Origin of the sequence: Hymenobacter sp. YIM 151500-1 (assembly GCF_025979885.1) — a bacterium.
Classification (GTDB): Bacteria; Bacteroidota; Bacteroidia; order Cytophagales; family Hymenobacteraceae; genus Hymenobacter.
On record NZ_CP110139.1, the window covers coordinates 454,995 to 474,904 of the forward strand.

At 61.4% G+C, this 19,910-nt stretch carries 15 protein-coding genes; 8 read left to right on the forward strand and 7 right to left on the reverse strand.

Annotation, left to right across the window (positions count from 1 at the left end; translation table 11 throughout):
* The first annotated feature begins 56 nt into the window (after window positions 1-56).
* The 3 genes from OIS53_RS01890 to OIS53_RS01900 all read left to right on the forward strand — a co-directional run bounded on the left by OIS53_RS01890 (window position 57) and on the right by OIS53_RS01900 (window position 3,878).
* The gene (locus OIS53_RS01890; RefSeq protein WP_264680697.1) at window positions 57-1,010 is read left to right on the forward strand and encodes an alpha/beta hydrolase; all 954 of its coding nucleotides are present in this window, start codon (window positions 57-59) and stop codon (window positions 1,008-1,010) included.
* A gap of 211 nt (window positions 1,011-1,221) precedes the next feature.
* The gene (locus tag OIS53_RS01895; RefSeq protein ID WP_264680698.1) at window positions 1,222-1,779 is read left to right on the forward strand and encodes a phasin family protein; all 558 of its coding nucleotides are present in this window, start codon (window positions 1,222-1,224) and stop codon (window positions 1,777-1,779) included.
* Between the two features lie 404 nt (window positions 1,780-2,183).
* Window positions 2,184-3,878: an ABC1 kinase family protein gene (locus tag OIS53_RS01900; RefSeq protein ID WP_264680699.1), complete on the forward strand. Its 1,695-nt coding sequence runs from the start codon at window positions 2,184-2,186 to the stop codon at window positions 3,876-3,878.
* A 147-nt stretch (window positions 3,879-4,025) separates the two neighbouring features.
* Here OIS53_RS01900 and OIS53_RS01905 read toward each other — a convergent pair whose 3' ends face one another.
* The 5 genes from OIS53_RS01905 to hppD form a co-directional block, all read right to left on the reverse strand.
* The gene (locus OIS53_RS01905; RefSeq protein WP_264680700.1) at window positions 4,026-5,156 is read right to left on the reverse strand and encodes a hypothetical protein; all 1,131 of its coding nucleotides are present in this window, start codon (window positions 5,154-5,156) and stop codon (window positions 4,026-4,028) included.
* Window positions 5,157-5,210: 54 nt separating this feature from the next.
* Window positions 5,211-6,413 carry a hypothetical protein gene (locus OIS53_RS01910; protein ID WP_264680701.1) on the reverse strand — a complete coding sequence of 401 codons (1,203 nt, stop codon included), beginning with the start codon at window positions 6,411-6,413 and terminating at the stop codon, window positions 5,211-5,213.
* A 145-nt stretch (window positions 6,414-6,558) separates the two neighbouring features.
* Entirely contained in the window at window positions 6,559-7,005 is a 447-nt protein-coding gene (locus OIS53_RS01915; RefSeq protein ID WP_264680702.1) for a hypothetical protein, read from the reverse strand.
* A 162-nt stretch (window positions 7,006-7,167) separates the two neighbouring features.
* Window positions 7,168-8,904, reverse strand: coding sequence for a phospho-sugar mutase (locus OIS53_RS01920; RefSeq protein ID WP_264680703.1), 1,737 nt, complete (start codon window positions 8,902-8,904; stop codon window positions 7,168-7,170).
* A 131-nt stretch (window positions 8,905-9,035) separates the two neighbouring features.
* Window positions 9,036-10,169, reverse strand: coding sequence for a 4-hydroxyphenylpyruvate dioxygenase (hppD, locus tag OIS53_RS01925; protein ID WP_264680704.1), 1,134 nt, complete (start codon window positions 10,167-10,169; stop codon window positions 9,036-9,038).
* A gap of 150 nt (window positions 10,170-10,319) precedes the next feature.
* On the opposite strand from hppD, the gene OIS53_RS01930 reads away from it, so the two are divergent.
* The 3 genes from OIS53_RS01930 to OIS53_RS01940 all read left to right on the forward strand — a co-directional run bounded on the left by OIS53_RS01930 (window position 10,320) and on the right by OIS53_RS01940 (window position 12,233).
* Window positions 10,320-10,706 carry a hypothetical protein gene (locus OIS53_RS01930; RefSeq protein WP_264680705.1) on the forward strand — a complete coding sequence of 129 codons (387 nt, stop codon included), beginning with the start codon at window positions 10,320-10,322 and terminating at the stop codon, window positions 10,704-10,706.
* 276 nt (window positions 10,707-10,982) lie between these two features.
* Entirely contained in the window at window positions 10,983-11,336 is a 354-nt protein-coding gene (locus OIS53_RS01935) for a DUF952 domain-containing protein (RefSeq protein ID WP_264680706.1), read from the forward strand.
* A 132-nt stretch (window positions 11,337-11,468) separates the two neighbouring features.
* A complete protein-coding gene (locus OIS53_RS01940) occupies window positions 11,469-12,233 on the forward strand; it encodes a hypothetical protein (protein ID WP_264680707.1) in 765 nt (254 codons plus the stop codon).
* A gap of 90 nt (window positions 12,234-12,323) precedes the next feature.
* Here the strand turns inward: OIS53_RS01940 and OIS53_RS01945 are convergent, their stop codons facing one another.
* Entirely contained in the window at window positions 12,324-14,219 is a 1,896-nt protein-coding gene (locus OIS53_RS01945) for an ABC-F family ATP-binding cassette domain-containing protein (RefSeq protein ID WP_264680708.1), read from the reverse strand.
* 131 nt (window positions 14,220-14,350) lie between these two features.
* On the opposite strand from OIS53_RS01945, the gene OIS53_RS01950 reads away from it, so the two are divergent.
* A complete protein-coding gene (locus OIS53_RS01950) occupies window positions 14,351-17,617 on the forward strand; it encodes an RICIN domain-containing protein (RefSeq protein ID WP_264680709.1) in 3,267 nt (1,088 codons plus the stop codon).
* A 39-nt stretch (window positions 17,618-17,656) separates the two neighbouring features.
* On the opposite strand, the gene OIS53_RS01955 is transcribed toward OIS53_RS01950, so the two are convergent.
* Window positions 17,657-17,890: a hypothetical protein gene (locus OIS53_RS01955; protein ID WP_264680710.1), complete on the reverse strand. Its 234-nt coding sequence runs from the start codon at window positions 17,888-17,890 to the stop codon at window positions 17,657-17,659.
* Window positions 17,891-18,059: 169 nt separating this feature from the next.
* Between OIS53_RS01955 and murI the strand changes: the two genes are divergently transcribed.
* The gene (gene murI / locus OIS53_RS01960; protein WP_264680711.1) at window positions 18,060-18,884 is read left to right on the forward strand and encodes a glutamate racemase; all 825 of its coding nucleotides are present in this window, start codon (window positions 18,060-18,062) and stop codon (window positions 18,882-18,884) included.
* Window positions 18,885-19,910: the final 1,026 nt, after the last annotated feature.

A 19,910-nucleotide genomic window follows, 5' to 3' on the forward strand; every position in this document is an offset into this window, starting at 1 on the left:
TCTCAATTTCAGACCAAATTATTAATTCCTACTTCTCAAGTATTCATTCAAACAAAATGCCTTCCCTTCAGCATCTGCTGCTTAAGCAATTCCTGACGGCGGCTACCGGGCCGCTGGCCCGGCGCCGGCCGCGCCTGCCGGCCATGCGGCTGGCGGTTGAACTCCTGTCGTTTGGCCAGCTAATGCCCTGGAACGTGTTTCTGGAAGATGCCGACGTGGACGGGATGCCGGCCGAGTGGGTGCGCCCAGCCAGGGCCGCCTCCGGGCGGGTGCTGCTGTATCTGCACGGAGGCGGCTACGTGTTGGGCTCCCTCAATACCCACCGGGCCCTGGTGGGCACCCTGGCCCAGCGGTGCGGGGTGCAGGCCCTGGCCATCAACTACCGCAAGGCCCCCGAATACCCCTTTCCCGCCGCCCTCGACGATGCCCTGCTGGCTTATGAGTGGCTGCTGCGCCAGGGCTTCGCACCGGCAAGCATCATAGTGGCCGGCGACTCGGCCGGGGGCGGGCTGGCCCTGGCCCTGCTGCTGGCCCTGCGCGACGCGGGCCGGCCCCTGCCCGCCGCCGCCATCGGCCTCTCGCCCTGGACCGACCTGGCCCTGCCCACAGCGGTGCTGCGCCGGGTGGTGCAGGAAGAAAGCCAGGTGCTCGAAGCCCTCGAAATTCGTGGCTGGGGCCCACTGTACGCCGCCGACGTGCCCTTGTCGCACCCGCTGGTGTCGCCGGTGCGGGCGGCGCTGCACAGCCTGCCGCCGCTGCTGATTCAGGTGTCGGATGCCGAGGTGCTGGGCGACGACGTGCTGGCCTTTGTGGGCAAAGCCCGCGCGGCGGGCACTCCCGTAACCGCGCAGGTGTTTGAAGGGCTGGTGCACTGGTGGCACTTGTTCTGGCGCTTCCTGCCCGAGGCCCGCCTGGCCCTGGACCGCGTCGCGCACTTCACCCATACCGTGTGGTCTGAAACCCCCGTTTCGGCCCCGGCAACTGATTCCAAGAAGCCGCAGGCCGCCTAGCTGAAAAGCCCATACGCGGCGCCGGCTGGCTGAGGCGGCACAAAAACAGAATGGATCGTGGAAATTTTTTAAACTCACATTCAACTATATACAGCTGTTTTCGTAGGTTTGCTGGAAGTAGTCGGCTTGCATACTAGTTCGTGATGCGTGAGGCAAGCGCCAGACGGCTTCATCTTTTACACCTCCTCTTTTCTTCTAACCCTTACCTCCCATGGAAGACCTGTTTAAGAAGTTCATTAATGCCGGCGTCGGGTTTGTATCGTTGACCAACGACCGGGTACAGAGCACCATCAACAAGCTGGTGCAGGAAAGCAAGCTGTCGGAGCAGGAAGGAGCCAAGATCATGGACGAGCTGAAAAAGAACACCGACGCCAAGCGTCAGGAGCTGGAAAAGCAGTTTCAGGGTCTGACCTCACGCCTGATGAAGACAGTGGGCGTAGCGCCCAACTCCGACGTGGAGGACCTGAAGCGCACCGTGCGCCAGTCGAAATCCTCGAACTCGGGTGCCGCCGGTACTTCTGCCTCGAAGGCCACGGGCTCGGCTTCGGGCGCTAAGAAAAGCAGCACTTCATCGGCGGCGGGCAAGTCGGCCAGCAGCGCCACCAGCAAGGCCGCCGGCGCCGTTAAGAAAGCCGCCGATAGCACCAGCGCCGCCGCTGGCAAAACGCAAAAGTCGGCCGCCGCTAAAGCTGGCGCTGCCAAGAAGGATGCCCCCAAAGTAGAGGGCAACACCACCTCGGCCGGCTCTTCGGACAACGGCAACTCGTAAGGCCAGCCTTAGTTGTTGAAAAACCCCGCTTGCCGAGTGCAGGCGGGGTTTTTTTGGTGAGGTGGTGAGTGGTGAAATAATGAGTAGGGAGGTGGTGAGTGGAGGGAGGTTATACTCCATCTGACGTCCGCACAGCCGGAACCGCAGTCGAGCCGAAGGTCGCTGTAGGCAAGCATTCCGCATGCTGACGTTGAAGAGGCGTAGTCATGCTGAGCGCAGTCGAAGCATCTCTACCACTTCATTGAATAGACGTCAGGAAGTTAGTCAGAGGTAGAGATGCTTCGGCAAGCTCAGCATGACTGTTTACCTGTCACCATTTACCTGTTACCTCATCACCTCACTCATTTCCCTAAACTTGCCGCTAGAATCAGCGCAATCCATTCAATCTGCACAATCTGCGATTCATGTTCAAGAATACCATCTCCAACCTCACCCGCATCCGGCAAGTGGCCGAGGTGTTGATTCGCTATGGTTTTGAGGACGTGGTGACCAGCACGGCCCTGCGGCGGCTGGTGCCGCAGAGCCGGCGCCGCTCCTGGCAGCAGGGCGAGCAGCGGGTGTTTGAAACGACGCGCTGGCAACGCATCCGCATGATTATCGAGGAGCTGGGCCCCACCTTCATCAAGCTGGCCCAGGCCCTGAGCAACCGCGCCGACCTGCTTCCGCAGCCGCTCATCGACGAGTTTGAGAAGCTGCAAAGCAATGTGCCGCCGTTTCCGGTGGCCGTGGCCCGCCAGATTATCGAGCAGGAGCTGGGCCGCCCGCTTACGGAAGTGTTCAGCGAGTTTGACGAGGTGCCGCTGGGCTCGGCCAGCATCGGGCAGGTGCACCGGGCCCGCCTGCAAAGCGGGGAGCTAGTGGTGGTGAAAGTGCAGCGCCCCGACGTGGAGGAAAAAGTGCGCACCGACCTAAGCCTTTTGCACGAGCTGGTGCGCCTCACGGCCCCGTTTCTGCGCAAGCAGGGCCTGAGCAACCCCCAGGACATCGTGGACGCCTTTGAGCGGAGCATGACCAAGGAGCTGGACTACACCTCGGAAGCCCGCAGTATGGACCAGTTCCGCACTCTCTACGCCGAGCACGAGTCGTTCTATATTCCGCGGCCCTATCGGGAGCTGAGCACGGCTAGGGTGCTGGTGATTGAGTTTGTGAGCGGCTGCAAAATCACCGACAAAGCCCAGCTGCTGGAGTGGGGCTTGAGCCCGGAAACCGTGGCCGAAACGGGCATGGATGTGTATCTGACGCAGATTTTCGAGTTTGGGGTCTTCCACGCTGACCCCCACCCCGGCAACGTGCTGGTGCGCCCCGACGGCACGCTCGTGCTCATCGACTTTGGCATGGTAGGGCGCATGACCAAGCAGCAGAAGTACGCCTTTGCGGGCGTGTTCATCGGCATGGCCCGGCAGGACGCCCGCAGCATGGCCCTGAGCTTCCGCCGCCTCGCCCTCACGGCCGAAATTCCCGACATGCGCGCCTTCGAGGCCGACCTGAACCAGATTATCGAAGACTTCACGATGCTGGACGTGAAGGAAATGAGCATGTCGGACTTGGCCGAGCGCCTGCAAACCGTCATCTACGACTACAAGCTGCAAGTGCCCGGCGCGGTGTTCCTGATTCTGCGGGCCCTAGTAATTCTGGAGGGCATCGGCAAGGTGCTGCACCCCACCTTCAAAACCTTTGAGTTTGTGCGGCCCTACGGGGCGCGCATCATCGCCGAGCAGTATTCCACCGAGAACATCCTCAGCGAAGCCCAGTACACCGGCACCCAGCTGCTGGCCCTGCTCCAGACCCTGCCGTCGGACCTGCGCCAGATTGTGCGCAAAATCTCGCGCGGCGACATGCGCGTGCGGGTGGAGCTGAGCGGCTACCAGCTGCTCATGCGCAAAGCCGACGCCCTGGTGAGCCGCAGCATCCTAGCGGCCGTGGCCGTGGCCTGCATCGTGTTTGCCGGCCTCAGCCTGCAAGGCACCTACGACCCTGCCCAGATGCCCGTCTACCGCGGCCTGCCCGTGGTGACCTGGTACAGCCTGGGCGTGGCGGCGTTTCTGCTCCTGATCCTGTTTATTCTGGGAATAAAGGGTGACAGACGGCGCGGGGAATAAAAAGGTACTGGATTTCGCTGGCAATAAGGTCGGGCTGTTAACGAGTAGAGGTTAATGAAATTAACAGCCAAACAGGAGTGTCTGTAAACAGTACGTCCAAGCTGACACCTCAGACGTGCCGTTTGCTTCATGCACGGGCGGGAGAAACTACTTATATAGGTGGTATGCTATCTGCAAGCCAATGCTTTGAAATGCAGAGTAGTAATATTGATAGTGAACTGACACCGACGCATCTTTTCGGACACCAATCGGTAGCAGCACGCCGGCCAGGGCTTCCACCCGAAAAACAGCCCCACCCGCATCAGTGTCTACTGCTGTAGTCTGAAACGAACTGGAGCTGTTAGGAAGCCGCTGCTCTGTAATGGACCGTTCCCAAGCCATATACCCTAACCCGATGCCGACTCCGGTGATAGGCTGTAGGCGTCGGCGCGGGTTGCCTAGCCGTTGCGTTACCTGTACATTGCCCAGCAGCACCCCGGAGCTGCCGCTTCCACGCTGTTCCACAGTAGCTCCCGTAGTACTTATTGCTTGGTACGGCGAGGTTTTTCCTGCGAAGTGAAGGTAAGATGCGGACAAAACAGTCTGCAAGCCATTGGCCCGTTGTGCTATCCAATCAAAGCCTGCCTCCCAACTCTGCCAGGTCCCCTGGTTTGGTTGCCAGAACTTACCCTTAAACGGCGTCAGCTGTTGCCCCCCGGTGTGTACTCCGATGCCATAGCGCCACATGGGCCGTTCCGAGGTCGAAACAGCCTTCCACGTAGGATCGAGGCACTGGTTGTAGCGGGTAATAAGCCGGGCAATGGTGGTTCGGGAAAAAGATAAGTCGAAAATTTCCCGGCTGGTGTGGTTCAGCGTAGAGCATCCGTGCAGGTGCCGGTTGAACAGCAAGCGCCACGTAATCGGAGTCAATTCATACAGAGTGTCAGAAGCGGCCGGGCGCAACAGCAACCCCGACTCATCGGCGTAGGAATACAGGCTCACCGGTCCCACCTGCAAGGGAGCCACAAACCGCGTCGAGTCGTGACCGGTGCTCAAGCGAACAGGATAGCTTTTGATTAGCGGCTGATTTCGTAGCCCATAGCCTCGCAGTTGTGCCGGGCGAAACACGAGAGTAGTATTGCTTTCGTTGGGATATACAACGAGCTGTTGGTTTTTCTTCTCCCGCACATAGCCCCGCAAGGTGTCGCCGCTGAGCGTGATGACGTAGCCGGGCAGGCCCTGGGCAGCAGCGGCGAATGTGAAAAGTAAAAAGGTGAATAAGCAGTAGAAGTGCTTCATCTATACTTATAACAGAGGTTTGGACTGAATTTGAGACTGTACAGCAACAACCAGTTACCAGGCCGGCAGCATGAGGCCGGTTTGTACACTTACCACATGAGTGCGTAACGAGGGGCTCTGTATCATCATGTTCTGCCCGTATGATGCGCTAAGCTGAAGGTCGTAGCGCGAACCGAGCGGCAGCCAGACCCCGGTTCCCAGGGCTGCGTGCAGCGCCGCCTGCCCCGACCGGTCAACACTCCGATAATTCGGCGGAAGAATCGAAGAATACACCACTTGCGAAGCAGACTCGGAATCGAAGCATACGCCCGCGCCCAGAGTGGCAACCACGAACGGGCGGAAGCTGCCCGGCTGGCCAAAGCTCCGGCCCAGGTTGCCGAGCAGCAGGAGGTTCTTCAGGTCGTAGGTTTCGGTACGGGAGCCCGTGATGACGGAGGAACCCGTGTAGATGGAAAACGGCTTTACGCCTCCGCGCAGGTGCTGATAGGTTAGGCCGCCCGACAGCCACCAGCCGCTGGAGTGCAATAGGCGTACTTCCAGGCCCAGCAGAGCCCTCGGCTTATGATCCACCTCCGCACTGCCGAGCAGTGCTCGGCCCGCCTCCGCTGAGTAAGCCGTCAGGCCGCCCGTTAGTGCCAGGCGAAGCTGCGAGGTGGAAGTCTGGGGCCGCACTGGCTTCCAACCGGGCTGCACGCAGCGGTTATACTGCGTGAGAAGCAGCCGCAGGCTGCGCTGCTCGAACCGGCGCGACAAGATGCTTGGGTCCGAAAAGTCGAGGTACTCGCAGCTCCGCAAGTGGCGGTTGAAGAGCAGATTCCAGTTGAAGGCCGTCAGCTCATACAGCGTGTCCGACGCAGGAGCCTGCAACAGCAGCCTGGCGCTGTCCGACGATGCGTTGTACAGGCTGGCCGGCCCCAGCAGCAAAGGCCGCACGAAGCGCAGCGAGTCGCGGCCCGACTTCAGGCGTGCCAGCCGGCTGGTGTACACGGTTTGCCGGCCAATGCCGTAGGCGCGGGCCTGCGCAGGACGGAAAAACTGGGGCGGGGCTCCGGCCTGGGCGTAGAAGGCAATGCGCTGCGCATCGGTTTCGGCCACAAAGCCCCGCAGCGTGTCGCCGCTGAGCGAAACGACGTAGCCGGGCAGGCCCTGGGCCGCGGCGCTGCCGGCCGCCAGCAGCCACCCTGCGCCCAGGACCAGCAGCCGGTAAAAAGGTGTAAGAAATGCGGAGGTGAGCCGGGCAGGTAGAAATTGCTTCATCAAAAGAATATAGCGTGAGGTAGATAATGGCCGCAAAGCTAGCACACAGCTCAGGTTCCGCAAACCAAGCCGCCGGAGCGCCACAGCCCGCAGCTCGCAGCAGCAGTACCGGCCGCTTTTTAAGTTCCGCGTGGCTGCTGGCCGTCTACTGGTGTGCCGGTGGGGGCGCGTCTTGCACCACGGATACCTGCTGGTACTGGTTAAACTCCACAACTTCCACCCCTAGCGCGTCGCCAATCTGGCAGGCTATTGCCACTGCCTGTTCGCGCACCGGGTGCCGGTACAGTATAACGCCGGTGGGAGAGTCGGGCACGGAAAACAGCAGAATGTACTCCCGCGCCTGCTGGAAGTCGCCTTCTTGATAGTCGGAGGAGGCCGCTACGTATTCGGAAAAGTAGCGCACCACCACGCGCTGCACGAGAGGGAGCTTCTTCCACTGCCCCCGCTGTAGCCCCAGCACGTGGGAGCAGATGCGGTAGCGGCCCGAAGAATGATTGATTTCTAGCGTCGTCATCATGCGGTTGCGGGCCAGCACCGGCACAACACCCAGCACCACCATGGCCACTGCCCCCAGGTAAAGCTTCAGCCACACCAGGCCGGCGGCTATCAGAACGCCAATAAGCCAATTGAGGGAAAGAGGCCGATGAAGGACAATTACTGCGTTACGAGTCGGGCGAGGCGGCATACGGCACTACAAACAAGACCGCCCAGCCTGACTACCAAGCTGGGCGGGAGTAAAGTAAAAAAGCAGGCCTTACTTCAGCTGCATGTCTTCGATGATGCGGGCAATTTTCTCGTCGGCCAGGCGGTTAGCCAGGTCGAAGTCAACGGCCGACTTCAGGGGCTGCCGCACGCTGAAGTAGAACTTGATTTTGGGCTCGGTGCCGGAGGGGCGGGCCGAGATTTTGCTGCCGTCTTCCAGAATGAACTGCAGCACGTTGGAGCTTTCCAGGCCGGTTTCGGTTTCGAGGCCCGTGCGCAGGTCGCGGATGCGGCCGGTTTGGTAGTCGCGCAGCTCCACCACGGGCAGGCCGGCAATGGTGGCGGGCGGCGCGGCACGCAGCTCCCGCATCATTTCCTGGATTTCCTCGGCCCCGCGCTGGCCTTTCTTGGTCAACGAAATCAGGTGCTCCTTGTAGAAGCCGTAGGTCAGATACATCTGCACCATTTCCTGGTACAGGGTGCGGCCCTGGTCTTTGGCCACGGCCGCCATTTCGGCCAGCATGGCGCAGGCCGACACGGCATCTTTGTCGCGCACGAAGTCGCCAATCATGTAGCCGTAGCTTTCCTCCCCGCCCCCGATGTAGGTCTGCTCGCCTTCCAGCTCCCGGATGATGCCGGCAATGTACTTGAAGCCGGTCAGGGTTTGGTAGGCCTTGACGCCGTGGGCATGGGCAATGTCGCCCAGCACGTCGCTGGTCACGATGGTGTATACGATGTAGTCCTGCTCGGTCATGCGGCCGGCCTGGTGCCGGGCCGAAAGCAGGTAGTGCGTGAGCAGGGCGGCGGTCTGGTTGCCGTTCACCAGCACCCACTCGCCGCGGTTGTCTTTTACGGCTATGCCCACGCGGTCGGCATCGGGGTCGGTAGCCAGCACCAGGTCGGCGTCCAGCTCGCGGGCTTTGTCCAGGGCCAGCTGCATGGCTACTTTCTCCTCGGGGTTGGGCGAGAGTACCGTGGGGAAGTTACCGTCCGGAGTGGCCTGGTCGTCCAGCACGTGCACGGTGGTGAAGCCCAGCTGAGCCAGGGCCCGCGGCACCAGCGTAATGCCCGTGCCGTGCAGGGGCGTGTACACGATGCGCAACTCGTGCTGGCGCTGGATGGCGGCGGGGTTAATGCTCAACGCCTTTACCTGGGCCAGATAAGCGGCGTCCACCTCGGCCCCAATGAGCCGGATGCGCGACTCGTCGGCCTGAAACTTCACTTCCTGCACCGAGGCAATGGCCTCGACCTCCCGGATGATGTTCTTGTCGTGGGGCGCTACCACCTGGGCACCATCGTTCCAGTACACCTTGAAGCCGTTGTACTCCTTGGGGTTGTGCGAGGCCGTCACCACGCAGCCGCTGTGGCAGCCCAGGTGGCGGATGGCAAACGACAGCTCCGGCGTGGGGCGCAGCTCGCTAAACAGGTACACCGTAATGCCGTTAGCCGAGAAGATGCCGGCCGCAATGCGGGCAAACTCCCGGCTGTTGTTGCGCGAGTCGTGGGCCACGGCCACCTTGATTTCCTCGCCCGGAAACTGCCGCAGCAGGTAGTTGCACAGGCCCTGGGTGGCCATGCCCAGGGTGTAGCGGTTCATGCGGTTGGAGCCCACGCCCATGATGCCGCGCAGCCCGCCGGTACCAAACTCCAGGTTGCGGTAAAAGGCATCGGACAGAAAATCGTCCTGATTCTCGGCCAGCAGCTGCCGGATTTCGGCCTGGGTGTCGGCGTCGTAGTGCTCAGTGAGCCAGGAAGAGACTTTGGTGTGAAGGTCGGCGGAAAGTGGCATTGGATGGAAGTAATAGATAAGAAAGCAGACTTGAGACAGGAAGACATGAGAAGTGAGACTTCGTTCTACTTAGCGTTGGTGTCAGCAGAACATCGCCTCACTTCTCATGTCTCACGGTCTCACCTCTAAAACTACAGATTGCCGCGCAGGGCCTGTTCCCGCTCAATGGCTTCAAAGAGAGCTTTGAAGTTGCCTTTGCCGAAGCTCTTGGCGCCTTTGCGCTGGATGATTTCGTAGAACACGGTGGGACGGTCTTCCACGGGCTTGGTGAAAATCTGGAGCAGGTAGCCTTCCTCGTCGCGGTCCACGAGCAGGTTGAGGGCGCGCAGGGAATCGAGGTCTTCGTCGATGTGGCCCACGCGGTCCAGCAGGTCGTCGTAGTAGGTGTTGGGCACTTGCAGAAACTCCACGCCGCGGCGGCGCAGCTCCGTGACGGTGCTGCGGATGTCGTGGGTGATGAGGGCCATGTGCTGCACGCCGGGGCCGTGGTAGAAGTCGAGGTACTCCTCAATCTGGCTTTTCTTTTTGCCCTCGGCCGGCTCGTTGATGGGGAACTTCACGAAGCCGTTGCCGTTGCTGACCACCTTGCTCATCAGGGCCGAGTATTCGGTACTGATGTCGTCGTCATCGAAGGTAATCAGCAGCTTGAAGCCCATAACGTCCTCGTAGAACTTCACCCACTGGTTCATCTCGCCCCAGCCCACGTTGCCCACGCAGTGGTCCACGTACTGCAAGCCCACCGGCTGGCCCTGGGGCACGTTGCTGGTGCGGGCCACGAAGCCGGGCAGGAAGGGGCCGCGGTAGTTGTGGCGCTCCACGAAGGTGTGGATGGTTTCGCCGTAAGTGTAGATGCCGGCCAGCGTTACGGTGCCGTGCTCATCTTCCAGGGTATACGGCTCAAAGGCCGGCCGGGCGCCGCGCCGGGTAGTTTCCTCGAAGGAGCGGCGGGCATTGTCCACCCACAGGGCCATTACCTTCACGCCGTCGCCGTGCTGGGCCACGTGGCGGGTAATGTCGGAGTCGGACAGCAGGGAGGTGGTGAGCACCAGGCGGATTTTGTTTTGCTGAAGCACGTAGGAAGCCCGGTCGCGCACCCCGGTTTCGGGGCCGGCGTAGGCTACCAGCTCGAAGCCGAACGCGGCCTGGTAGAAGTAGGCCGACTGCTTGGCGTTGCCGACGTAGAATTCGAGGAAATCGGTACCGTTGAGGGGCAGGAAGTCCTGGGCGGGATGGGCCTGCACGGCCGGCGAGGTCATGGTTTCCATGGGCGGAGACGTTGGATGGCGGGAGGATGGGAATGTGCTGGTAAAAATACGGGAACTGCCGAAACGCGGCTGCCAGGCCGGGCTGCGGAGGTGGGGCAAATTTGCCAATTCCTATGCACCTTTGCGCTCCACCATTTATTGCCTGTGGCTATGAACAAAGAGGACCTCAACCGCGCCCTCGTGGCCCTCATCGAAAAAAAGCAGGAGCTAACCCAGCTCACCTACGATGATGCCCGCTACGACGACGTAGAAGAAGAACTGCACGACCTCGAAGACGATTTCAACGACGAATACGGCCCTTTCCTGGAAGAGGCCCTGGAAAAAGTGCACGCCGACCTGGGCTCCGACACCGACGTGCTGCTGCCCACTGCCTACCTGCCCGCCTCCACCAGCGGCACGCCCACGCCCAAGGAAGGCGTGTGGATTGACGCCGAAAAATACTCCGGCAAAGAAGCTCGCCTAACCCTGGTGCCCAACCCCATCCGCCTAGTAATCACCGTGGGCAAGCAGGTGCAGGAAGCCGTTTGGACGGCGTGAGGTAAATTAAAAATTGAGAAGTAAGAATTAAAAATTGGAGCTGATGACGCTGGTTGTCAGCTCCAATTTTTCGTTTAGCTGTATTCCCGCGGCGGTTCTCAGCAGCGGACAGGTTCTGCATTCAGATGGTAGTCGTAAGCTGTTACGCCTGACCCAAAGCCACTACATAGCCCAGGGCTTCAGCCCTGGGACCTAAGCGCGCTGCCAACGGATTCAAACCCATAGTCTGCTGCCGTCAACTTTTAATTCTTATAATTCTTACTTCTCAATTTTTAATTGAAACCGCTCTACCGCATTGCCGAACCCGCCGACTGGGCCCAGGCCCAGCATACCGGCTTTTTCACTAGCCAGGACTTGGCCACCGAAGGCTTCCTGCACAGCTCGGAGCGGCACCAAGTGCTCGAAACGGCCCGCCGCTACTACGCCGGCCGCCGCGGCTTGCTGCTGCTGGAATGGGACGAGGCCGCACTGGAAGCTGCTGGTATAAAGGTGAAGCGGGAGTGGGTCGAGAGCCGGCAACAGCACTTTGCCCACGTATTTGGGCCGGTGCCGCTGGCAGCCGTGCAGCGGGTGTGGCCGTTCGGGGCCGATGCGGCGGGGGAGTTTCACTTGCCGCCGGAGCTAGGGTAAGGGGCCGGGGCGAGAAGCGTATTCGGCGGCAGGCCATCCGCCGGGCGGTGCAACCGATTCGCAATGCGGCGGCTCTGATAAGAGAATCCCGTTTCTATACCACAGCCTTACCGTCTGTCTATGGCTATACGTGTGAGTACTTTACGTTGGGGCTGGGCCGGAATTGCTGGCCTGGGCTGGTTGCTGGCCGCTTGCGCCCCGAGCTATTACCTTAAGCCCGCCCCCGGCCAGGCCACCGACCCCTCCAGCTTCAGCACAAACGTGGGTCTAGCCGAGGCCGACAGTCTGGAGGTGCGTTTGCAATTTATCGGCTACGAAAAAACGGCCATCATCTTCAGCGCCGACATCCGCAACGGCTCCGACCGGCCGGTGCAGGTAGCGCCCGAAACGTTCTGCTACCTGCCCACGCTCCCGCGCCCGGCCGTGGCCTCCGCTGCCCCCGGCACCTCTGGCCCCAAACCCTACGTGCTGGCCCTGAACCCCGAAGTGCAGCTGCAAAACCTGGAAGCCCGCCTCGACCGCCACGCCCGCAAGGCCTCCGGCGTGAGCTTTTTTGAGCTACTCACCGTGGCCACCCACGTGGCCGAAGACGTTTCCAGCATTAAAAAGAAGGAAACCGACCAGCAAATTGCGGAACGGGAAGACCGCCACGCCCAGAACAACCAGTATTTCGACGAGCAGCGCGCCGACCATGCCGACCAGGCCGCGGCTCTCTACCAGGAGCACCACAGCAAGCAACACCAGCTGCTGCGCCGCCGCGAGGTAGGCCCCGGCGAGCGGCTGACCGGCTTCGTGTACTTCCCCCGCACCGACGTAGCCAGCCACCTACGGGTAGTGGTATACCTGCGGGAGCGGCCCTTCGTGTTCGACTTCAATCAAGCAAAGGTGAAGCAATAATCACAGATTAGGCAGATTGGCGGGATTTCACAGAGGTATAGGTGCAGCATTACCATCTGTGAAATCCTATCAATCTGCCTAATCTGTGATTTATACCAGCTCGGCCAGCTCCAACCAGCGCATGCCTTTCTCGTCAAGGTCCTGGTCGGTGCGCTTGAGGTCGGCGGCCCAGGTGGCCAGCTCCTGGTGGGTGCCGGTGCCGGAGTTGAGCTGCTCAATCAGCTGCTGCTTGCGGGCTTCCAGCTGCTCAATTTCCTTTTCCAGGGCTTCGTACTCTTTTTTCTCGGCAAACGTGGCGCGGCGCTTGGCAGCGGGAGCCGCTGGGGCCGCGGTAACTGCGGCGGCTGAAACTGCGGTTTTGGCGGGGCGGCTGGCTTCGGCTTCTTTCTCGCGCTCCTGCTCCCGCTGCCACTCGCGGTAGTCGGTGTAGTTGCCGGGGAACGGGCGCACCTTGCCGCCAGGCTCCAGCACAAACACCTGCTCCACCAGCGCGTCCATGAAGTACCGGTCGTGCGATACGATAATCAGGCAGCCCTGGAAGTTGAGCAGGAAATCTTCCAGGATGTTCAGGGTGATGATGTCGAGGTCGTTGGTGGGCTCGTCCAGAATCAGGAAGTTCGGGTTCTTGATGAGCACGCGCAGCAGTTGCAGCCGCCGTTTCTCGCCCCCGCTCAGCTTGCTCACCAAGGTGTACTGCTGGGCCGGCGGAAACTGGAAGTGCTGCAAAAACTGCGAAGCCGTAACCGTGCTGCCGTCGGCCATTTCCACCACTTCGGCCACTTCCTTCACAATATCAATAACGCGCTGCTGGGGGTCGAACTCCAGCTCCTGCTGGGTGTAGTAGCCGAACACGGTGGTCTGGCCCGCGTCCACCAGGCCACGGTCAGGCGGCAGCTGGCCCGTGAGCATGTTGAGCAGCGTGGACTTGCCGGCCCCGTTCGGCCCAATCAGGCCGATACGGTCCTTTTTTTTGAACACGTAGCTGAAGTCCTGGAGCACTACCTTGTCGCCGAACTGCTTGTGCAAGTGCTGCACCTCGATGATTTTGCCACCCTGGCGGGTGGTTTTCACCGACAGCTCCAGCTCGGGACCCTTCAGCTTGGTGCGGGCCTTCTCCTGGGTTTCGTAAAAGGCGTCGATGCGGGCCTTCTGCTTGGTGCCGCGGGCCTGGGGCTGGCGGCGCATCCACTCCAGCTCCTTGCGCAGCAAGTTGCGGGCCTTCTCTACCTCGGCGGTTTCCTGCTCTTCCCGCTCGGCTTTCTTCTCCACAAAATAGGAGTAGTTGCCCTGGTAGCGGTGCACGCGGCCCTGGTCCAGCTCCACAATTTCGTTGGCCACGCGGTCCAGGAAGTACCGGTCGTGGGTCACCATGAGCAGGGTGAGGGTGGGGGAAGCCAGGCGGTTTTCCAGCCACTCGATGGTAGCCAGATCCAGGTGGTTGGTGGGCTCGTCCAGGATGAGCACGTCGGGCTCCTCGATGAGCACGCGGGCCAGGGCCACGCGCTTGCGCTGCCCCCCACTGAGCTGGCTGACGGGCCGCGTCAGCAGGTCGCCCAGAATGCCCAGGCGGCCCAGAATCTGCTTCACCTGCGCCTCGTAGTCCCAGGCGTTGTAGGCGTCCATGCGCTCCATCACCCGCTGCAAGTCGGCCGGCGAGTGAGCGGGGTCATTCACCACGTGCTCGTAGTCGCGGATGGCGGCCAGCGTGTCGTTCTGGCTGGCGAAGATGGTCTGCTCCACGGTCAGGGCCTCGTCAAACACTGGCTGCTGACCCAGGAAGGCCACCCGCGTGTCTTTCCGCACGCTTACTTCGCCCGTATCGGGTGGCTCCAGGCCGGCCAGGATGCGCAGCAGCGTGGTTTTGCCCGAGCCGTTGATGCCCACCAGGGCCACGCGCTGCCCCTGTTGCAGGCCAAAGTTCAGGTCCCGGAACAGCCACCGGTCGGCGTAATTTTTCGAGAGATTCTCGGCAGAAAGCAAATTCATAGCCGCAAAGGTACGCGCCCAATTTGGGCCCCGCTGTGGGCATCGTCCGCCTTTTTATACGCTAGAGCTTGTATTCATCAATAATTATTAAATAATTAGAATAAAAATTTGCACTATTTATCAGGCGGCGCATGAAACAACTCGACTCAGCACCTCAAACCCGCTCCGCCAATCTTGGCTTGCTACCCTCCCGGAACGGGCGGGGCTGGCTGGCGCTTCTGCTGTTGTTTCTACTCCTGAGCAATGTGTGCCAGCTGCGGGCCCAGACCACGTACGGCGACCGTATGGGCATTGGCTTATCGCACCTGGGTGATGTGCAGCTGGACCTGGTGGACGTGGCAAAAACCGCGGGCGTGTACCAGCGGCGGGACGGTAGCGGCCCAGCGCCGGTTGACCAGCACGGGTGGCCCACTACCGATTTCAAAACCATCTTCTTCGATTTTCGCCCGTTTGGGGTGTGGTGGCAGGGCGGCACCTGCCCGCAGTGCCCCGACGATAATGTTCAGATAAACCTGGGCGGTACCTACAAGCTGTCTTTCAAGGGCCAGATGGCCAGCCTGCGCAACAACGGCCAGCCCGGTGCTTACCGTGTCACCAACCTGCGCTACGACTCCATCACCACGACCACCACCGCCGACGTGGAGTTCGGCTGGTGGGCCGGGATGCTGTCGATGGAGTTTATCGGGACGCAAGGCGGCGTGCGTGACCTGAAGCTGATTCGGCCGGGCTACCACAATCGGCCCAACGACCTGTTCACCCAGGAGTTTATCAACGCCGTGAAGCCCTACGGCGCCATCCGGTTTATGGACTGGACCGGCACCAACAACAACGAAGCTACCTTCCCGCACACCATCGAGTGGAAAGATCGGCCCCGCATTACGGATGCCCGCACGCCCCATGCGCCCTGGGAGTACGCCGTGGAGCTGGCCAACCGCACCGGCGCCGACCTCTGGATTAACATCCCCGTGTCGGCCTCCGACGACTACGTCCGGCAGCTGGCCTCCCTGCTGAAAAAGACGCTTACCAACCCGCAGGTGCGGATTTACCTCGAAAACAGCAACGAGGTCTGGAACAACGAGTTCAGCCAGTACCACTACACCAGGGCAGCGGCCGTGGCCGAGGTCAGGGCCGAGCTGGCCGGCGGCCCCACCACGCCCCTGAACGACGCTACCACCCAGTGCGACCCGAACGACACCACGTTTTTGTGGGTGGGCCGCCACCACCTGCGCCGCACCAAGCAGCTGGGCGACATATTCGTGGAAGCCTTCAGCCCCGGCAGCCGCACGGCTTTCGGTACCCAGATTCGGCCGGTGTTTGCCTGGGGCGTGGGCGTGTGGGTGCCTTATTACAGCTGCATGCTGGAGTGGTTTGAGCACACCTACGGCGCGGGCAGTGCCCGCACCTACCTCTACGGCGTGGGCGGCACGCACTATATAAACGACTCGGGCATACCGGACGGCGCCAGCGTGGCGCAGATTCATCAGCGGATGCTGGTGAACAGCGACGCTGACCGCGGCAGCCGCCGGAGCCCGGCCACCAACTGGCTTAGCGGCAGCGGCCCCATTGGCATGCGCGAAATAGCCGACCTGTACGGCCTGCACTGCCTGGCCTACGAAGCCGGCGCCGACAATAAATCGGGTTACGAGGCCACCAACACGCCCAATCAGATTCGGGCCAACCGGGACGCTGGCATCAAGGACGTCATTCTGCACGGGTTGCGTACCAACTGGTTTGACGAGCCCGATATCCGTGGCGAGCTGGCCATGTACTTTGTGCTGGCGAGCCGGTACACCCGCTGGGGCAGCTTTGGGCTCACCGACGATGTGCGCAACCTGCACACGCCCAAGCTCAAGGCCCTGTACGAGCTGCTGGGCCTCGCCGAAGATGTAACGGCCCCGGAGGCGCCCCCGCAGGTGGAGGCCACGGCTACGGCCCAGGGTACGCGCGTGCGGTGGCGCCCCGCCCTCGACAATGTGGCCACGGTAGCGTACCGGGTGTACGACAGCACAAGCTGCGTGGCCACCATCTTGCCGGGCGAGCCACTGGAGTACACCTTCCCGAACCGCTACGTGCCCAACGCCAACCTGCGCGTGACGGCCCTCGACGCCTTCACCAACGAATCCAAGGCCGATACCGTCAGGGCCGCTCCGCTGCGCCAGCCCGACAGCGTGGCCGCCCCGCTGGCCGGATTGCGCTACCAGTACTACGAAGGCACCTCCTGGAGCCAGCTCCCCGATTTTGCGGCTCTGGCAGTCCGGAAGTCGGGGCTGGCGGCGGGGTTCGACTTGGCGCCGCGCCTGCGCAACGACGACTTTGCTTTCCGGTATCAGGGCTACGTAGAGGTGCCCCAGGACGGGGAGTACACCTTTTACGCGGGCTCCGACGACGGCAGCAAGCTCTACATCGGCACCCAGGAGGTGGTAGCCAACGACGGCCTGCACGCCTACTGGGAGCAGTCCGGCACCATTGGCCTGAAGGCCGGCAAGCACGCCGTAACGGTGGTGTTCTTTGAGCGCGGCGGCTACGAAACGCTGCACGTGAGCTACGAAGGGCCCGGCGTGCCGAAGCAGCTCATCCCGGCCGCGGCCCTGTGGCGCGACAGCACCCGCACCGACAGCAGCGCCGTGTTTCACGGCCACTTTCTGCTGGCCGCCCAGCACAGCGGCAGCGTACTCGACGTGTGGGACTATTCCCGCGCCGAGGGCGGGCTTGTTCGCCAGTATACCCGGCACGGCGACGTCAACCAGCAGTTTGCCATTGAGTCGGTGGGCGGTGGCTACTGCAAGGTGCTGAGCCGGCACAGCGGCCTGGCCCTGACCGTGCAGGACTCCACCTGCGCGAATGAGGTCTTGATTGTACAGCAGGCCTACCGCCGCCAGGACAACCAGCAGTGGCAGATTACGCCCATCGGGGACGTATACTATACAATCACTGCTAAATGCAGCGGCAAGGCTCTGACCGTGGCTGACGGCTCGGCGGCCAACGTCGCGTACGTGCTACTGCAAGAGGTGGTAGGAACCGGCCTCGGCAATCAGCACTGGCGGTTTGAGGCGGTGGAGAGCAGCGCCGTGGCTAGCCGGGGCAGTGTTTCGACGCATGAAGATAAAGCCAGCACCGCTGCCGCCGCGCGGGGGGCTTCTGCTCGGCGGGAGTTTCTGTATCCCAACCCGGCCGCGGCCGAGGTAACCGTGCAGCACCGCGCCGCTACGGCCGGGCGCCTGCACATCGAAATACACGATGCCCTGGGGCGCACCGTGTACCAGACCACGGCCACCGTCGTGGCCGGCGACAACGCCCTAACTCTGCGCCTACCGGAAGCAGTGCGCAATGGCTACCACACAGTCAGCGTGTCGGACCACGTTGCCCGGCGCAAGTACCGGCTGCTCATTGCGCGCTAACTGCGGCGGCAGGGGCGCCAGTGCATCGTTGGCCGGAAACTAAATCACCCGCACCAGGTCCACGTGCTGGTCGTCGCGCAGGATTTCGAGGCCGCGGTAGGCGAGAGGCCGGCCGGTGTTATGGGTTAGCTCGCCGCCGTCGGCGTGTACGTGGGCCACATCGAGCACCAGCTGGGTGTACTTCCGCTCGCCCAGCTCAATAGCCACCGGGCGGCCGTGCCTGGAATCGAAGGAAGCCAATGCCTGGTCGATTTCTTCCAGAATCTTACTCATACGCTACGCAGAACAAGTGAACAGGTGGGTAAGATAGGAAAATCGGCTGTTTGGTTAGGAGCTGCAAGCGGTAAGCTCCCAGCTGCAAGCATTCGTGCTAACATCCGGACGTCGGCTTGCGGCTGGCAGCTGACAGCTTGCAGCTCTTTATCGGCTACCTTCGCCTTGTATGAGTTCTACTGATTTGGCTGCCCGGCCCATCGGGATATTCGATAGCGGAATTGGCGGGCTGACCGTGGCCCGGGCCGTGAACCAAGTGCTGCCCCACGAGCGGCTGGTGTACTTCGGCGACACGGCCCACCTGCCCTACGGCGACAAAAGCACGGCCGCCATCCAGGCCTACGCCGTCAAAATCTGCGACCTGCTGCTCAAGCAGCAGTGCAAAGTGATTCTGATTGCCTGCAACTCAGCTTCGGCGGCAGCCTACGAGCTGGTGCGCGAGTACGTGGGCTCTAAGGCGCGGGTGCTCAACGTTATCGACCCCATTGTGGCCCACGTGGGGCAGCAGTACGCCGGCCGCACCGTGGGGCTCATCGGGACCAAGCAGACGGTGAACAGCAACGTCTACCGCAAGAAAATCGACGACCTCGATGCGCAGGTGGAGCTTCGGTCGTTGGCTACGCCCCTACTGGCGCCCATGATTGAGGAAGGCTTTTTCGACAACTCCATTGCCGAAAACGTCATCGAAACCTACCTCACCAATCCGGCTCTGGATGGCATTGAAGCCCTGGTGCTGGCCTGCACGCACTATCCGCTTATCAAAAGCCAGATTGCGGATTTCTACCAGGAGCGGGTGGCCGTGCTGGACGCCTCCGATGTGGTGGCCCGCCACGTGCAGCAGTACCTGGACCACCACGGCTTGGCCGCCCGCCCCGGCTCGGCAGCGCCGGCACACCACTTCTACGTCTCCGACTTCACCCGCTCGTTCGAGGAAAGCACCCGCATTTTCTTCGGGCAGGAAGTGCACCTGGAGCATTACCCGCTGTGGGAGTAAGGTTATTACTATCTGGTTACACCGAAGTGATTAAGGAAGCTGGAAGACCGTCCTGCTGAGCCTGTCGAAGCAGCTCTACCGCTTCGTTGTGGTGCCACTGTCATGCTGAGCGGAGGCGCAGCCGCAGTCGAAGCATCTCTACCTCTGGCTAACTATTAACGCTTGCTCAACGAATCGGGAGAGATGCTTCGACAGGCGGACGCCAGATGGAGCATGACCGTCTTTCAGCTTTCTTAACGGCTTCACAAAAAATGTCTTCTCAGGTGCCAGAGAGACGTTTTTACGGCTCCCGTAGGGCATTGCTTTCGTCATGCCTGCCGATAATGCTACGTGCTTTTTACCACGTATAGTGCCGCAGAAGGCGGCTGTGCTGGCACTGGCACACGAAGGTTTCGCTGTTCTTGCGCCAAGGAGCGAATACAGCGGGGCCAGCATGCGGGCAAAAGGTGGTTTGCATACGCGCCCACTCCGCATCCGTTGCGTCGCTCGAATGGCGGCTTGCTTCGGGGCCAGGCCTGAACCCCAGCTCAACAGCCGCTGCCCGACGCAAGGCGGCATACGTTGCGGGGCCACCGCGCTAGGGCGCTGTCTCTGAGGACCAAGTACCGTCCGCAGGAAGATGTTCATGTGGCGTAAGCTTCAGCTTGCGCTGTCCCACTGAGGCCCAGATACTGCTAGCAGGAAAGGCTGCAACAGGAGCACGAGGGAGTAAAGGATGGTCGGGCAGGAATGGCTTTGGTCGGGTTGTGGCAGCAGGGGTAGGGGCGGAATTCAAGCCAAGTCTGGTGCGCCTGGGACCGGGCTGCTCGGGTAGGCACCGCCGGGTAGTGAAAATGAGTATCCGCTGGGAAACTACCTCCAATTAGTTGGAGGCAACGCTGAAAAAAGCGAGAAATACTATAGCCTCTCCGCCCAGGCAGCCGGCGCAGCAGGGTTTCGGCAGCCAAGAATAACGTGCTAGTTCTAAAGCACTTGTAGTATAAAATGGCGCCTGTGGAAGCTGCGCGGGTGTGTGGCACATGGATT

What these genes read in the sequence shown, in the direction of transcription:
- OIS53_RS01890 (WP_264680697.1), top strand. Translation starts at nt 57, where the DNA reads ATGCCTTCCCTTCAGCATCTGCTGCTTAAGCAATTCCTGACGGCGGCT.
- OIS53_RS01895 (WP_264680698.1), top strand. Translation starts at nt 1,222, where the DNA reads ATGGAAGACCTGTTTAAGAAGTTCATTAATGCCGGCGTCGGGTTTGTA.
- OIS53_RS01900 (WP_264680699.1), top strand. Translation starts at nt 2,184, where the DNA reads ATGTTCAAGAATACCATCTCCAACCTCACCCGCATCCGGCAAGTGGCC.
- OIS53_RS01905 (WP_264680700.1), bottom strand. Translation starts at nt 5,156, where the DNA reads ATGAAGCACTTCTACTGCTTATTCACCTTTTTACTTTTCACATTCGCC.
- OIS53_RS01910 (WP_264680701.1), bottom strand. Translation starts at nt 6,413, where the DNA reads ATGAAGCAATTTCTACCTGCCCGGCTCACCTCCGCATTTCTTACACCT.
- OIS53_RS01920 (WP_264680703.1), bottom strand. Translation starts at nt 8,904, where the DNA reads ATGCCACTTTCCGCCGACCTTCACACCAAAGTCTCTTCCTGGCTCACT.
- hppD (WP_264680704.1), bottom strand. Translation starts at nt 10,169, where the DNA reads ATGGAAACCATGACCTCGCCGGCCGTGCAGGCCCATCCCGCCCAGGAC.
- OIS53_RS01930 (WP_264680705.1), top strand. Translation starts at nt 10,320, where the DNA reads ATGAACAAAGAGGACCTCAACCGCGCCCTCGTGGCCCTCATCGAAAAA.
- OIS53_RS01945 (WP_264680708.1), bottom strand. Translation starts at nt 14,219, where the DNA reads ATGAATTTGCTTTCTGCCGAGAATCTCTCGAAAAATTACGCCGACCGG.
- OIS53_RS01950 (WP_264680709.1), top strand. Translation starts at nt 14,351, where the DNA reads ATGAAACAACTCGACTCAGCACCTCAAACCCGCTCCGCCAATCTTGGC.
- OIS53_RS01955 (WP_264680710.1), bottom strand. Translation starts at nt 17,890, where the DNA reads ATGAGTAAGATTCTGGAAGAAATCGACCAGGCATTGGCTTCCTTCGAT.
- murI (WP_264680711.1), top strand. Translation starts at nt 18,060, where the DNA reads ATGAGTTCTACTGATTTGGCTGCCCGGCCCATCGGGATATTCGATAGC.